This is a genomic window from Bacillus glycinifermentans (assembly GCF_001042475.2).
GTDB lineage: Bacteria > Bacillota > Bacilli > Bacillales > Bacillaceae > Bacillus > Bacillus glycinifermentans.
In genome coordinates this window covers 258,729-272,572 of record NZ_LECW02000004.1, presented here as the reverse complement: position 1 = coordinate 272,572, position 13,844 = coordinate 258,729, and the positions used below count along the sequence as shown (strand labels likewise).

Genomic DNA, 13,844 nt, shown 5'->3' with positions numbered 1-13,844 from the left:
ATAGATTTTCTTATTATAAAAGGAGGAGTTATCATGGGTACAAAGAAAAAAATCGGATTGGGAGTTGCATCCGCTGCTCTTGGACTGGCATTAGTAGGAGGAGGAACTTGGGCTGCGTTTAACGATATCGAATCGACTCATGCTACTTATGCAGCAGGAACGCTTGACTTAAATGCAAAAGAAACGTCTGCAAGAGTGAACCTGTCAAACTTAAAACCGGGTGATAAATTCAAAAAAGAATTTACCTTTAAAAATGACGGATCATTGGCTATTAAAGAAGTGTTAATGCAAATGGGTTTCAGCAATTTCGTTGACGGAAACGCGAAAAACGGCGGGAAAAACTCTGCCGAGGATTTCCTGAAACAGTTTAAGGTGAGCGTACTGACGGTCGGTGTTGAAGGCGGAAACGGCTATCCTAAAAACATCATCCTGGATTCCGCAAACCTCTATGACTTGTACAATATGTCTGTGAAAAAAGATAAAGCATCAATGGACAAAGTCAAAAAGCTGATCGAGCCTGGATTCCTGCATGACAACGGCAAAATCAATGTAGCGACAATCAACGGAAAGACTGCGCCTGAGTACGACGGAATTCCAAAAGATCCGTACGATTTTGACAAAGTCGAAATGGTCATTGAATTTGTCAATGACACAACAACAGACAGCAACGGCAACATGGTGCAGAACAAATATCAAGGAGATTCTGTACAGCTCGACTTCTCGTTTGAAGCTACTCAATGGAACGGCCTGACCATCGACGGAAATAAACATGCCGATGAAAAAGGTTATGTAAAAGAGAACGAAAGAGCGCACAGTGAAGATAAATAAACGAATGATGAAAAAACGGATCTGGTATGATCCGTTTTTTTATGTATACTTGATCGGCGCCGTTTTATTTTTACAATGCCAAAGGGAGTAAGATATGCGGCACTTACTCCTTTTCCTGACTCTTCTTCCATTTTTGGTAATCTAAAAATTCTCGAAATTGTTTTTTAGAAACCCCTGATGCCATCGCGTCACGAACTAGATTTTCCCATTCACTATCTAATTGACCATCGTATTCGGTTTCATCTTTTTCATCAAGCAGGGTATGAACCGAGACGTCCAGAACAGCGGAGACTTTTTCTAGAAATTGAATGGAGGGGTTTGTTTGCAAATTTCTTTCTATTGAACTTAAATAAGACTTCGCTACCCCAGCCTTTTCAGCTAGTTCAGATAGTGAGTAGCCTTTTTCTTTTCGATATTGTTTAATACGCTGGCCAATCAATGTCATCACCTTCCTTTCGATATTATAGCACATTCAGAAGGGATTTATTGAATGACTTCTTTCAATTGGTGTGGAAGCTTCGGAAGTCTTATTTCCTAAATTGAGAAATATTCTTATTTCTTCCGGACTAATGCCTTCATTGAGAGCACTTTTGATCAGCTCTTCCCACTCCTTGTCCAATTCTTCTTTCTCATGTTCCACTTTATTCATGGCATTTCCCCCCAAAATACTTCATTATGTATTTCAGTTAAACGTGTTGTGATAAACAAAGATCGATCTCTAGTCTCAACACTTTTCCAAACTTGTCCAATTGATGTTCCAAAAGTTATTCTCCTTACATTCATTATAATAGGAGGACTCTGAATAAAAAGAAGAACGGTGTCGAATCGGAAAATTTATCCTGAAATTTTTTTCTGTAAATAAAACAATCCGCCGTTTTCGATCTTAATTTCGATTTTCGGTTCGTAGAGCGCTTGAAGGGCTTTTTTTTCAATTTCGTATTCCTCGGGCTTTTCTTCCGTCTCTTCGTAAAATTGATTCAGAAGGAAAAGGTCGTTGTTCCATCTTTTAAGAGAAGCTTCGGCCCAGTCGAGGGGTTCGGCTCTCGCGGCTTGTTCGATATAGCGTTCGAGCCGTTTGATGCCGCTTTCCGGTTTGATTAAAGGCGACACCGTGTAGCAGTAGTCGGAAATGTGCGAAGAAAGCGCCCTTGCTTCCATTCGTTCCTGAAAGTTTTCTGTAAGCTGCCCGCTGATTAAATGGAGGCCGAGGGACAAAAGCTTGTCTTTTTTCAAGTCGGACTGGTAGGAAATCGTTACATTCAAACCGAGCCACGGCTCAAGCGGAATATGCCCCCCCGCGGAGCTGATTTTTTCATAGAGGCGGATAAATTTTCCGTTCTTTTTGACCGCCTGAAATATTTGAAACAGCCGCGGCGATCCGAAGTGAATAAATTCGCCGTCAATATCTGCTGGCGCTGCTTCTTCATTTGTAATCAGCGTAATTTTCATCGGGTTCGGCACCCCGCCCGTCTTTTCAAGCCAGTGCCAATAAAATGGCCTGTTCATGATTTGCTTATCGACGTCAGCCGTCAGTTGCACCGTTAAGTGGCCGGGGCTTTTGCCGGTGATGTCACACCCGTTTGCGGTGAAAAAACGTTCCAAAAATCTTTGAATTTCCTCCTGTCTCATGCATTAGCCTCCAATCTGTTTATGATCATGTCCATAGGAGATGAACGATGCCAGATTTTCCATTTTAATTTTCATTTCCTCATCTGATGACGAATAAAAGAGAATGTCGTGCAGGTGCTCTTCAAAATTGCCGACCTCTATTTTTGTTAAAATATCATCCAGTTCGCCGACGACTTTTTCGAATAAATGGATTTTTTCATAGAGAAGCTTCAAAATATGCTCTTCTACCGTGTGCTTTGTCGCCATATTGTAGATATACACATCGCGCTCCTGGCCGAGCCGGTGAATCCGTCCGATTCTTTGTTCAAGGCGCATAGGGTTCCACGGAAGGTCATAGTTGATGATTTTGTTGCAAAATTGCAGGTTGATCCCTTCGCCGCCCGCTTCTGTGGCGATCAGCACCTGAACCTTGCCCCTGAACAAGTCTTTCATCCAGTCTTTTTTTCCTCTTTTAAAGCCGCCCCTAAACGGTACGGAACTGATTCCGTTTTGCTGGAGAAACCATTGGAGATAAATTTGCGTCGCCCTGTACTCCGTAAAGATAATGACTTTGTCATCCAGCTCTTCAATCAGCTCAACGACCTTAAGCGCCTTTGAGTTTTGCGCGACCTCATTGACCTTGTTGATCAGCCGGTGAATCGCGGCTTCTCCGATGACGGGCGCTTCGCGGTCTTTTTTGTCAAGCATGTTTTTTAAGGTCATGTAGACCGCTTCTCTGCTTGAGCAGCATTCGCGTTCCAATGTCATAATCGAAAACATGCCTGCAGATTGGCGATGATCTTTTTTCAGGCTTGTGATTTCGTCATATAAAGCCTGTTCGGTCGGAGAAAAGGAGATCGGCACCGTTTCGACGTGGCGCTTCGTCCATGTAATGCCCGTATCCTGGCGCCTGTTCCTGATCATCACTTTATTGATGAGCGATTTCAATCGTTCATGCGCCTCTCTCGAATCGATTTGTTTTGAATAATCTTTGTTAAAATTGCTTTCATTGCCCAAATGTCCCGGCTTTAACAGGGAGACGAGGTTGAAAATTTCGTCGATCTTGTTTTGGATCGGCGTCGCCGTCAGCATTAGGCAATATTTTTTCTTTAAATTGCGGACGAATTCGTAGTTTTTGGTTTTGCTGTTTTTCAGTTTGTGAGCCTCATCAATAATGACTACATCGTATTGGATTGATAATACGGTTTCCCGGTGCGGCGATCGTTTCGCCGTATCGAGAGAGGAGACGACAACGTCGCACTGCTCCCATACATAGCTTTTTTTCTGTTCGACGGCCGGGATCAAAAATTTTTCGCGCAGCTCTTTGACCCATTGCGAGACAAGCGAAGCGGGCACGAGAATCAAAATTTTCTTTGCGAGTCCGCGAATCATGTATTCTTTTAATATCAGGCCGGCTTCTACCGTTTTCCCGAGACCTACTTCATCGGCCAATATGGCTTTTCCGTTCATTTGTTCAACCACTCTTTGAGCGACCTCAAGCTGATGGGGAAGCGGAGTAAAGTCAGGCAGGTGATTCGGCGCCTGCAGCCCTTCAAAGCTCGGTATCGCCAGCCTTTTTTGCACCTCGCAGGACAGCTGGTAAAGCTCCCAGTTTGCCCAGGGGCCGTCCTGGTCAAGGTGTTTTGCAAACTGCTCCGGCCACTCATGGTCAAAATGAATGTCTGGTATCATCGTAACGCCGCCTTTCCTCTCACACGAAATGTTCTTTTCTTCCGGAGATCACCATTTGTAAATTGGGCTGATGTTATAATCAAATTGATAAAATACGAACGTTTTAGAGAAAAAATAATGGATTGTTAATAATTTTTCCTGTTGCCCAAACGCTTTGATGATGGTAGGATATTTGTAGATCATCAGCGAAAAAATCGAAAGTCCTTATGTAGTATGTCCAGAAATGAAGCGAATATGAGCGAATGACGGCAAGGGGAGAGACCGGCAAGGAATGCCTTATGACGGCGCCGAAGGAGCAAGCTCTTGAAATAAGCGAATCTCTCAGGCAAAAGAACTCTTGCTTGACGCAACTCTGGAGAGAGTTTGCACCATTATCATGTTTAGCAAACCACCAAAGGGGACATCTTTGCTTTCGTGCAAAGTAAACTTTCAGGTGCCAGGACAGAGAACCTCCGAACTGACAAAGGGGGTTCTCTGTCCTTTTTTGTGCCGTCTATAAAGAGCTTTTAATATTGGAATCTTTCGCGTTTTCTGATGATTGGCAAACTTATGGTGATAAAAAAACGAAGGGGGAAAGAGGATGCTTAAACGAACGCCTTTATTTGACCTGTATAAGGAATACGGCGGAAAGACGATTGATTTCGGCGGCTGGGAGCTGCCTGTTCAATTTTCATCGATCAAAGAAGAGCATGAAGCGGTGAGGACGAAAGCCGGATTGTTTGACGTCTCCCACATGGGGGAAGTCGAGGTAACGGGAGCCGGAAGCCTTCCGTTTTTGCAGAAGCTTTTAACAAACGATGTCGCCGCATTGAAAGAAGGCGGCGCCCAGTATACGGCGATGTGCGACGAAAACGGCGGGACGATCGACGATCTCCTGGTTTATCGAAAGGGAAGCGGCCGCTATTTTTTGGTCATTAATGCAGCGAACATTACGAAGGATATCGATTGGCTGAATCGGCACGCCGGAGGGGATGTCACGATTCAAAACGTGTCTGGCGAGATCTCTCTGCTCGCCCTTCAGGGACCGAAAGCAGCACAGATTTTAAAGCAGGTGACAGATCTTGATCTCGAGGCTCTAAAGCCGTTTACATTCCGCGATGAAGCCGCAGTAGGAAATGTAAGGGCGCTTGTGTCAAGAACAGGGTATACGGGAGAGGACGGCTTTGAAATCTACTGCCGGAATGAAGATGCACCATATATTTGGAAGCTTCTTTTAGAAACAGGCAAGGATGACGGTCTCATTCCGTGCGGACTCGGCGCAAGGGACACACTCCGCTTTGAAGCAAAACTGCCGTTATACGGGCAGGAGCTCACAAATGAGATTACGCCGATTGAAGCGGGGATCGGTTTTGCCGTGAAAACGAATAAAGAAGCCGATTTCATCGGAAAGTCAGCATTGGCAAGGCAAAAAGAACACGGGGCTGCCAGAAAGCTCGCCGGCCTTGAAATGATCGATAAAGGGATTCCGCGGCACGGGTATGCCGTTTTTCATCAAGGCGAGCAAGTCGGCGAGGTGACGACCGGAACACAGTCCCCCACTTTGAAAAAAAACGTCGGCCTTGCCTTGCTGAAAAAAGAAGCAGCCGAAATCGGCACCATTGTCGAGGTTGAAATCAGGAAGAAACGGCTGAAAGCGAAAGTTGTAAAAACGCCATTTTATAAACGGCAGTCATAAGTTTGCGATCATGAAAGGAGACGAAAAGATGAAGCACCGCTACCTTCCTGCGACAGAACAGGATAAACAAGAGATGCTCGGGGCGATCGGAGTCGAAAAGATCGACGACTTATTCTCCGATATTCCCGAGAGCGTTCGATTTAAAGGCGAATACCAAATCAAAAAAGCAAAGTCAGAGACGGAGCTTACGAAAGAGCTGACAAAGCTCGCGGCAAAAAATAAGGACACGGCATCGTACGCCTCGTTTTTGGGAGCGGGGGTCTATGACCATTACCAGCCTGTCATTGTCGACCATGTCATTTCAAGATCCGAATTTTATACGGCTTATACCCCGTATCAGCCGGAAATTTCGCAAGGGGAGCTTCAGGCGATTTTTGAGTTCCAGACGATGATTTGCGAATTGACGGGAATGGACATCAGCAATTCGTCGATGTATGACGGAGGGACCGCCCTGGCGGAAGCTGCGATGCTTACATCAGGGCATACGAAAAAGAAAAAAATCGTCGTCTCTGAAACGGTTCATCCGGAATCGCGCGAGGTGCTGAAAACGTATGCAAAAGGGCAGTACATCGAAGTCGTTGAAGTGCCTGCAGGTGGAGGGGCGACAGATCTCGAAGCGCTTGACGCCGCAGTGTGTGACGAGACGGCAGCCGTGATCGTCCAGTATCCGAACTTTTTCGGACAGATCGAACCGCTGGACAAGATCGAGCCGATCGCTCATAAAGGAAAAAGCATGTTCATCGTTTCCGCCAATCCGCTGGCGCTCGGTATTTTAACGCCGCCTGGGGTGTTCGGGGCGGACATCGTCGTCGGGGATGCCCAGCCGTTCGGAATACCGGCTGCGTTCGGCGGACCGCACTGCGGATATTTCGCCGCGACGAAAAAGTTGATGCGGAAGGTTCCGGGGCGCCTTGTCGGACAGACGGAAGACGAAAACGGGAAACGGGGCTTCGTTTTAACGCTGCAGGCCAGGGAGCAGCATATCAGACGGGATAAAGCGACCTCGAACATTTGCTCAAATCAGGCGCTCAATGCGCTTGCTGCTTCTGTTGCAATGACGGCCCTCGGCAAAAAAGGCGTTAAGGATATCGCCTGGCAGAACGTGCAGAAAGCGGCTTATGCAAAAGAAGCCGCCAAGCGGGCGGGTCTTGAAGTCGCATTTGACGGGCCGATGTTTAACGAATTCGTCGTCAAACTGAAGGAGCCTGTCTCTTTGGTGAATGAACGCCTGCTTGAAAAGGAGATCATCGGCGGATATGACCTCGGTGCGTCATACAAGGATTTAAAAGACCACGTGCTGATCGCTGTTACCGAGCTCCGGACAAAAGAAGAAATCGATACACTCATCAAGGAATTGGGGGATCGCCATGCATAATCAGGATCAATCGCTTATTTTTGAAATATCGAAAGAAGGCCGGGTCGGCTACAGCCTTCCTGAGCTTGACGTCCCTGAAACAGATGTGTCAAACCTTTTCGACGAGATGTACATCAGGAAAGAGCCGGCTGAGCTTCCGGAAGTGTCAGAGCTCGATATCATGAGGCATTATACCGCTCTGTCAAAGCGAAATCACGGCGTTGATTCAGGCTTTTATCCGCTCGGTTCCTGCACGATGAAATACAATCCGAAGCTGAATGAGAAAATCGCGAGAATCCCCGGCTTTGCGGCGGTTCATCCGCTTCAGGACGAACGTACGGTGCAGGGGGCGCTGGAGCTGCTCTACGATCTGAGCAAGCATTTGGAAGAGATTACAGGCATGGATGAGGTTACGCTTCAGCCGGCGGCCGGGGCACACGGAGAGTGGACCGGTCTGATGATGATCCGCGCGTTCCATGAGGCAAACGGCGATCATAAAAGAACGAAGGTGATCGTCCCGGATTCTGCGCACGGAACGAATCCTGCGTCTGCGACCGTTGCAGGCTTTGAAACGGTCACCGTTCAGTCGAATGCCGACGGGCTCGTCGATCTGGAAGATTTAAAACGGGTCGTAAGCGACGAAACGGCTGCATTAATGCTGACAAATCCGAACACGCTTGGTCTTTTTGAAGAGCATATTTTAGAAATGGCCGAAATCGTCCATCAAGCAGGAGGGAAGCTGTATTATGACGGAGCCAACCTCAATGCGGTGCTGAGCAAAGCAAGGCCTGGCGACATGGGGTTTGACGTCGTCCATTTAAACCTTCATAAAACCTTTACAGGGCCGCACGGCGGCGGAGGGCCGGGTTCAGGTCCTGTCGGCGTCAAAGCCGAGCTTATCCCGTATTTGCCAAAGCCCGTTTTAGTCAAAAAAGACGGCCGCTTTACGTTTGACTATGACCGTCCGCAATCGATCGGCAGGGTCAAGCCGTATTACGGAAACTTCGGCATCAATGTGAGAGCCTATACGTATATTCGTTCGATGGGTCCTGACGGGCTGAAGGAAGTTACGGAAAACGCCGTTTTAAACGCGAACTATATGATGAGGAAGCTTGCGTCGTATTATGATCTGCCGTATGACCGCCACTGCAAGCATGAATTTGTGCTGTCAGGCAGGCGCCAGAAAAAGCTCGGCGTCAGGACGCTCGACATCGCCAAGCGCCTGCTCGATTTCGGCTTCCATCCGCCGACCATTTACTTCCCGCTTAATGTGGAGGAATGCATCATGATCGAACCGACGGAAACCGAATCGAAAGAAACGCTTGATGCGTTTATCGAGACGATGATCCAGATCGCCAAAGAAGCGGAAGAAACCCCTGAAATTGTTCAGGAAGCCCCGCATACGACCGTTGTGAAACGAATGGATGAAACAAAAGCGGCGCGCAAGCCTGTGCTTCGCTATGAAAGAGGATAAACATAAAGAGAACCGGCGGATTCCGCCGGTTTTTTGTATGAAAAAAGCCGCCTCGTCATGAGACAGCGTTCATTTATTTCTTTGTTTTAATTTTTCCGCTCCACTTTTTGAAGCCGCCTTTCAGGTTGTAAATTTCCTGACAGCCGTGTTTTTTGAGCACTTGAGCGGCTCGTCCGCTTCTGACGCTGTTTTGGCAGTAAAGATAGACGGGTTTGTCCGGGCGGATTTCCGCTTTTCTTTGTTTAAGCTGAGAGAGCGGAATGTTTCTCGCGCCGAGGATGTGGCCGCCTTCAAATTCGTTCGGCTCGCGCACATCGATGAGCTGCGCTTTCCGGTAGCCGGCCCGGAATTCTTCTTCTGTTAAGGTTTTCATAATCCGCTGCTGATAAATGTATGAAACGACCATGTAGATGATCAGTGCGGCGCAAATGATAAGAACGATAATGCTGCTGGTAGACAATCTGATCCGACTCCTTTTTAAGATCGTCCCGCCTAAGGCGGGAAATGTTTAAGACAAATACTATTATAGTAAAGGGCGGGAAATCTGTCATCTGATTAGCCGAATTTATTTTCAATTTTCATAGGGGATGGTAGACTTAGGTGTATACCAAAGAAAAAGAGGGTAGGTTATGGAAAAGGAAACATGGCGTTTTATCGATTCGGGGCGCAAGGCTCCCGATTTTAATATGGCTCTTGATGAGGCGCTGCTTTACTGGCACAGCCAAAAGCAGATTCCGCCTACCATCCGCTTCTACGGATGGAACCCGGCGACGCTTTCGGTCGGCTATTTTCAAAATATCGAAAAGGAAATCGATCTGGAAGCCGTCAAAAAGCACGGCCTGGGCTTTGTGAGAAGGCCGACCGGCGGAAGGGGCGTCCTTCATGACGAAGAGCTTACCTACAGCGTGATCGTATCAGAAGACCATCCCGACATGCCGCAGACGGTGACGGAAGCGTACAGGGTGATTTCCGAAGGGATTCTTGAAGGCTTTAGAGAGCTTGGACTTGACGCGTATTTTGCAATTCCGCGAACGGAGAAAGAAAAGCAAAGTCTGAAAAACCCGAGATCATCCGTCTGCTTTGACGCGCCTTCTTGGTATGAGCTCGTTGTCGAGGGCAGAAAAGTCGCCGGAAGCGCCCAGACAAGGCAAAAAGGAGTCATTCTTCAGCACGGCTCGATTCTCCTTGATTTGGATGAAGACAAGCTGTTTGATTTGTTCATCTATAAAAACGACCGCATCAGAGAGCGGATGCAGCGGAATTTTAAACAAAAGGCGGTCGCCATCAATCAGCTGACCTCCGAAAAGGTAACCATTGAAGAAGCGAGCAAAGCATTTAAAAAAGGATTTGAGAAAGGGCTTAACATCAACCTCGAGCCCTATGAACTGACAAAAGAAGAAATCGCCTTCGTCGAGGAGCTGGCCAGGACGAAATACGCGACAGACGAATGGAATTATAAAAGATAGGACATCGATGTAAACGTTATCTGACTGCTTGTTTTTTACAAGCACATAGTGTAAACTTGTAATGATTTGAATAGGTGTGATTTGGAGGGATTAGATGACAACACCGAGTATGGAAGATTATATAGAGCAAATTTATATGCTGATAGAAGAAAAAGGATATGCAAGAGTCTCAGATATAGCAGAAGCTTTAGCCGTCCATCCCTCCTCGGTTACAAAAATGGTTCAGAAACTCGACAAAGACGAATATTTGATTTACGAAAAGTATCGCGGTCTCGTGCTGACGCCTAAAGGAAAAAAAATAGGCAAGCGTTTAGTATACAGACATGAATTACTGGAACAGTTTTTAAGAATCATTGGTGTTGACGAAGAGAAAATTTACGATGATGTTGAAGGGATTGAACATCATTTAAGCTGGAACAGCATCGACCGGATCGGCGACCTTGTGCAGTATTTTGAGGATGACCGCAAAAGGGTCGATGATCTGAGAAGCGTCCAAAAACGAAATGAACAGGAAAATCAATAGAAAGAAGCTGCCGCTAGAAACGGCAGCTTTTTCTGATGGTCTTTTTTTTCTGTCCCCTTCCTAAAATGGTGATAGGGCCAATCTTTTAAGGGGGGAGAACGGATGTACATCGACGGGGTTTTTTCTGGCGGAGGAATGAAAGGTATTGCGCTCGCAGGAGCATACGAAGCGCTCGAAGAACGGGGCTTCCGATTTAAAAGACTGGCCGGAACGAGCGCCGGATCGATCATCGCAGCATTTATCGCGGCCGGGTATACGAGCATGGAGATCCGCTGCATGCTGGAGGAATTGAATGAACGCGAGCTCCTTGACCCGAGATTTACTTTTTTGCCTTTAAAAATACTGCAATGGGCTTCGATCTATTGGCGCCTCGGTTTGTATAAGGGAGAAAAACTGGAAAACTGGGTATCCGAGAAATTAAAGGAAAAAGGAATCTCCGTGTTCGGCGACTTTGAACAAGGGAAGCTCAAACTGATCGCTTCGGATTTAACGAATGGCAAAATGCTTGTCCTGCCTGACGATCTGACCCGCTACGGCCTGAATCCCGGGCGGTTTTCCGTTGCAAGAGCGGTGCGGATGAGCTGCAGCATTCCTTATTTTTTTGAGCCTGTCAAACTGAAATCCTCTGACGGCATCAGCACGGTCGTCGACGGCGGGGTGCTGAGCAATTTTCCGATCTGGCTGTTTACTGCCGAAAAAAAACGCCCGGTTTTAGGCGTTACTTTGATGCCGAGTGAAAAAGAAAGGCCGAAGAAGGTGATCAACAATGCGTTTGAACTGTTCGGGGCGCTTTTTGAGACGATGAAAGAAGCGCATGATGCCAGGCATATCGCTACTAAACACGAACGCAACATTATTTTCCTGCCCGTCGAAGAGGTCCTGTCGACGGAATTTGCGATTTCGGCAGAAAAAAAACTAGCTCTGATTGAGCTAGGAAAAAAACGAACAGAATTATTTTTGAAACAGTGGACGTATTAAAAGAAAGCTCTGTTTTTCTTTTTGCTTTTTTTGCCTTCGATCACCGTCAGCTGAGTCTGGCTTTTTTTCTTGACCAAGACAGGCTTTGATTTGTTGATAGACGGCACGCTTCTAAGATGATTCACCCGGCCTCTGACTGAGCGTTTTTTATGATCCTGAAAACGCTTGTTTGATTGTTTGGCTGCTTTTCTAAATGCTGCTCCCTCGCCGCCCGCGTCGCGGTTTATAAGATGTCTGATCACAAAATAGACAATTGCGCCGACCGCAGCGAAAACAAACAAATATTGCAGCAAGCGGCCGGGACTTGTGACAGCAAAATAAACGAAACCAAAAATTCCAAGCGCAATCACTAAAGCTGAGACTGGATGTACCCGTTGCTTCATAACTGTCCACCTCCCAAAAAAATTAACCGATTCGTTAAAGTTTACATTACGATATAGAAGGTTCCTTCTGTTCGCCCTCTGCTTTGGTCTCCATATGAAGAAGCTCGTTAAAGCTTGCGATTGCCACTTCCACCTGATCGTCCGACGGCTCTTTTGTTGTCAAGAGCTGCAGCCAAAGGCCGGGATAGCCCAGCGCTTTCAGCACGGGTATGTTTCTCACTTTGTTCGTCAGCTGCAGCACTTCAAATGAAATGCCAAGAACGACTGGTATCAGCGCGATTCTATTTAAAATACGGACCCAGAGAGGGTCAGCAGGAACAAGCAAGTAAACAAACATGCCCACGATCACCGTAAATAGAATAAAACTGCTTCCGCATCTGTAGTGAAGCCTTGACTGACGCTGAACATTTTCCACCGTGACCGGCATGTTTTGTTCGAAACAGTTTATGACTTTATGTTCGGCTCCGTGATATTGAAAAACCCTTTTAATGAAAGGAGTGCACGATATCGCGTAAATATAGCCCAACAGCAGGACCAGCTTGAAAAAGCTTTCGACCATAATCTGTGCGACATCAGATTGGAATACCGGCCGGGTAAGCTCCGCCAAAAAGACGGGAACAAGCGTAAATACAAATTTGCTGAAGAGGAATGACAGCACCCCGACAGCGGCAAGCCCAAAGATCATCGTCAGCTTTGACTGCTTCTCTTCTTTTAATTGATCGTCCAAAGCAGGATCGCGATCATACCTTTCGCTTGAAAAATTCAAATGCTTGGTACCGTTCGCACTCGCTTCAATAATCGCGATGATCCCCCGGAGAAACGGAATTTTCTTCAGCTTTTCCAGCGTGGGATGTGATGTGCGAGGCAGCTTGAAAAATTCAATGCTCTGATCCTTCCTGCGAATCGCGGTTACATAATGGCGCCTGCCGCCGAACATTACGCCTTCGACGACGGCCTGCCCCCCGTATGCGGGCTTTTTTTGATTTGACATTTGCATCAACCTATCTGTATCAATCTATGATTACATTAACCATTTCCTTACACCTATTGTACAGGAAAAGTACTGAAACCTCTAGGTTGACGTGCCTAAAAATTTTAGAAATTAGAGAAGCGAATCGTCAAATCTAATTCAAGTATACCCGTTTTCTTGATTTTTACACTTCCGTTCAAAAAAACTTGGAAAGATACTGTTGGCACAGCTGTTTTTGGACATACTGGAAATGGAGGTGAACTGATGTCATGAGCAGTGAAGACAATGAAAAACAGCCCGAAGAACTTGAACAGAATAAACGCGAACAACCGGTATCTTTCATCGGCAGGGTGGTTACGACAGGGTTTATCGGCGGCATTCTCTGGAGTGCGCTGGGAGAGCTTGCATACCTGTTTAAATTTTCAGAGGTCACGCCGAACATGGTTCTTCAGCCTGTTGCTGTCGGCGAATGGAAAACCGGTTTTCTTGGAACGGTGATCAGCATTTTGCTGATCGGGGTGATTTCAATCGGCGCTGCCCTCCTGTACTTCGGCTGTCTGAAGCAAATCAAGGGTATGTGGCCTGGAATTTTATACGGAGCTGTTTTGTGGGGCATCGTGTTCTATCTGTTTAATCCGATGTTTCCGGATGTACAGACTGTTTCCGAGCTGAAAAGGGAAACGGTCATCACGACGTTTTGCATCTACTTGCTGTACGGATTATTTGTCGGCTATTCGATTTCGTTTGAATACAATGAATTAAATTCCGAAAAGCTTTCAAAGGCGATTGGAGAATCGAAGGAAAAGTGTTGATATCTGAATCATTATGATAAAATGTTCACTGTAAGTGGACATTTTTTAACGTGAAGCAAACGGTGGCTTTGTTTAATGAAA

At 46.5% G+C, this 13,844-nt stretch carries 15 protein-coding genes and 1 riboswitch; of the genes, 8 read left to right on the top strand and 7 right to left on the bottom strand.

Translation table 11 applies throughout. The features are described 5' to 3' along the window. Positions 1–33: 33 nt before the first annotated feature. Positions 34–828 carry a biofilm matrix protein TasA gene (gene tasA / locus AB447_RS04195; RefSeq protein WP_048356541.1) on the top strand — a complete coding sequence of 265 codons (795 nt, stop codon included), beginning with the start codon at positions 34–36 and terminating at the stop codon, positions 826–828. Positions 829–931: 103 nt separating this feature from the next. On the opposite strand, the gene sinR is transcribed toward tasA, so the two are convergent. The 4 genes from sinR to AB447_RS04175 all read right to left on the bottom strand — a co-directional run bounded on the left by sinR (position 932) and on the right by AB447_RS04175 (position 4,128). Then, on the bottom strand, positions 932–1,267 hold the full coding sequence (sinR, locus tag AB447_RS04190; protein ID WP_096891855.1) for a transcriptional regulator SinR: 336 nt from the start codon (positions 1,265–1,267) through the stop codon (positions 932–934). A gap of 33 nt (positions 1,268–1,300) precedes the next feature. Then, positions 1,301–1,477, bottom strand: coding sequence for an anti-repressor SinI (gene sinI, locus AB447_RS04185; RefSeq protein WP_046129962.1), 177 nt, complete (start codon positions 1,475–1,477; stop codon positions 1,301–1,303). Between the two features lie 185 nt (positions 1,478–1,662). Next, positions 1,663–2,457, bottom strand: coding sequence for a YqhG family protein (locus AB447_RS04180; protein WP_048356322.1), 795 nt, complete (start codon positions 2,455–2,457; stop codon positions 1,663–1,665). Between the two features lie 3 nt (positions 2,458–2,460). Beyond that, a complete protein-coding gene (locus AB447_RS04175; protein ID WP_057957444.1) occupies positions 2,461–4,128 on the bottom strand; it encodes a DEAD/DEAH box helicase in 1,668 nt (555 codons plus the stop codon). A 242-nt stretch (positions 4,129–4,370) separates the two neighbouring features. Next, positions 4,371–4,475: riboswitch (glycine riboswitch) on the top strand. 233 nt (positions 4,476–4,708) lie between these two features. On the opposite strand from AB447_RS04175, the gene gcvT reads away from it, so the two are divergent. The 3 genes from gcvT to gcvPB are packed head-to-tail and all read left to right on the top strand — an operon-like array spanning position 4,709 to position 8,631. Further along, the gene (gcvT, locus tag AB447_RS04170) at positions 4,709–5,803 is read left to right on the top strand and encodes a glycine cleavage system aminomethyltransferase GcvT (protein ID WP_048356323.1); all 1,095 of its coding nucleotides are present in this window, start codon (positions 4,709–4,711) and stop codon (positions 5,801–5,803) included. A 28-nt stretch (positions 5,804–5,831) separates the two neighbouring features. After that, a complete protein-coding gene (gene gcvPA, locus AB447_RS04165; RefSeq protein WP_057957443.1) occupies positions 5,832–7,178 on the top strand; it encodes an aminomethyl-transferring glycine dehydrogenase subunit GcvPA in 1,347 nt (448 codons plus the stop codon). Beyond that, positions 7,171–8,631: an aminomethyl-transferring glycine dehydrogenase subunit GcvPB gene (gene gcvPB, locus AB447_RS04160; protein ID WP_057957442.1), complete on the top strand. Its 1,461-nt coding sequence runs from the start codon at positions 7,171–7,173 to the stop codon at positions 8,629–8,631. The genes gcvPA and gcvPB overlap by 8 nt, the downstream gene beginning before the upstream one ends. 73 nt (positions 8,632–8,704) lie before the next feature. Here the strand turns inward: gcvPB and AB447_RS04155 are convergent, their stop codons facing one another. Continuing rightward, positions 8,705–9,037, bottom strand: coding sequence for a rhodanese-like domain-containing protein (locus tag AB447_RS04155; RefSeq protein WP_048356289.1), 333 nt, complete (start codon positions 9,035–9,037; stop codon positions 8,705–8,707). A gap of 223 nt (positions 9,038–9,260) precedes the next feature. Between AB447_RS04155 and AB447_RS04150 the strand changes: the two genes are divergently transcribed. The 3 genes from AB447_RS04150 (at position 9,261) to AB447_RS04140 (ending at position 11,598) form a co-directional block, all read left to right on the top strand. Continuing rightward, positions 9,261–10,097, top strand: a complete 837-nt coding sequence (locus tag AB447_RS04150) for a lipoate--protein ligase family protein (protein ID WP_048356286.1) — start codon at positions 9,261–9,263, stop codon at positions 10,095–10,097. Between the two features lie 94 nt (positions 10,098–10,191). Then, a complete protein-coding gene (gene mntR / locus AB447_RS04145) occupies positions 10,192–10,620 on the top strand; it encodes a transcriptional regulator MntR (protein WP_048356287.1) in 429 nt (142 codons plus the stop codon). Between the two features lie 102 nt (positions 10,621–10,722). Next, entirely contained in the window at positions 10,723–11,598 is an 876-nt protein-coding gene (locus tag AB447_RS04140; RefSeq protein ID WP_048405789.1) for a patatin-like phospholipase family protein, read from the top strand. Here AB447_RS04140 and AB447_RS04135 read toward each other — a convergent pair. Beyond that, positions 11,595–11,981, bottom strand: a complete 387-nt coding sequence (locus AB447_RS04135) for an SA1362 family protein (RefSeq protein WP_046131894.1) — start codon at positions 11,979–11,981, stop codon at positions 11,595–11,597. The genes AB447_RS04140 and AB447_RS04135 overlap by 4 nt on opposite strands. 46 nt (positions 11,982–12,027) lie before the next feature. Then, positions 12,028–12,972, bottom strand: a complete 945-nt coding sequence (locus tag AB447_RS04130; RefSeq protein WP_048356120.1) for a DUF1385 domain-containing protein — start codon at positions 12,970–12,972, stop codon at positions 12,028–12,030. 248 nt (positions 12,973–13,220) lie between these two features. Here AB447_RS04130 and AB447_RS04125 point away from each other — a divergent pair, with 248 nt between their 5' ends. Next, on the top strand, positions 13,221–13,763 hold the full coding sequence (locus AB447_RS04125; protein ID WP_048356119.1) for a YqhR family membrane protein: 543 nt from the start codon (positions 13,221–13,223) through the stop codon (positions 13,761–13,763). Positions 13,764–13,844: the final 81 nt, after the last annotated feature.

Bases quoted from the DNA above. Each gene is read 5' to 3' on its own strand.
- tasA (WP_048356541.1), top strand. From the start codon at position 34: ATGGGTACAAAGAAAAAAATCGGATTGGGAGTTGCATCCGCTGCTCTT.
- sinI (WP_046129962.1), bottom strand. From the start codon at position 1,477: ATGAATAAAGTGGAACATGAGAAAGAAGAATTGGACAAGGAGTGGGAA.
- AB447_RS04180 (WP_048356322.1), bottom strand. From the start codon at position 2,457: ATGAGACAGGAGGAAATTCAAAGATTTTTGGAACGTTTTTTCACCGCA.
- AB447_RS04175 (WP_057957444.1), bottom strand. From the start codon at position 4,128: ATGATACCAGACATTCATTTTGACCATGAGTGGCCGGAGCAGTTTGCA.
- gcvT (WP_048356323.1), top strand. From the start codon at position 4,709: ATGCTTAAACGAACGCCTTTATTTGACCTGTATAAGGAATACGGCGGA.
- gcvPA (WP_057957443.1), top strand. From the start codon at position 5,832: ATGAAGCACCGCTACCTTCCTGCGACAGAACAGGATAAACAAGAGATG.
- gcvPB (WP_057957442.1), top strand. From the start codon at position 7,171: ATGCATAATCAGGATCAATCGCTTATTTTTGAAATATCGAAAGAAGGC.
- AB447_RS04155 (WP_048356289.1), bottom strand. From the start codon at position 9,037: ATGGTCGTTTCATACATTTATCAGCAGCGGATTATGAAAACCTTAACA.
- AB447_RS04150 (WP_048356286.1), top strand. From the start codon at position 9,261: ATGGAAAAGGAAACATGGCGTTTTATCGATTCGGGGCGCAAGGCTCCC.
- mntR (WP_048356287.1), top strand. From the start codon at position 10,192: ATGACAACACCGAGTATGGAAGATTATATAGAGCAAATTTATATGCTG.
- AB447_RS04140 (WP_048405789.1), top strand. From the start codon at position 10,723: ATGTACATCGACGGGGTTTTTTCTGGCGGAGGAATGAAAGGTATTGCG.
- AB447_RS04135 (WP_046131894.1), bottom strand. From the start codon at position 11,981: ATGAAGCAACGGGTACATCCAGTCTCAGCTTTAGTGATTGCGCTTGGA.
- AB447_RS04130 (WP_048356120.1), bottom strand. From the start codon at position 12,972: ATGTCAAATCAAAAAAAGCCCGCATACGGGGGGCAGGCCGTCGTCGAA.
- AB447_RS04125 (WP_048356119.1), top strand. From the start codon at position 13,221: ATGAGCAGTGAAGACAATGAAAAACAGCCCGAAGAACTTGAACAGAAT.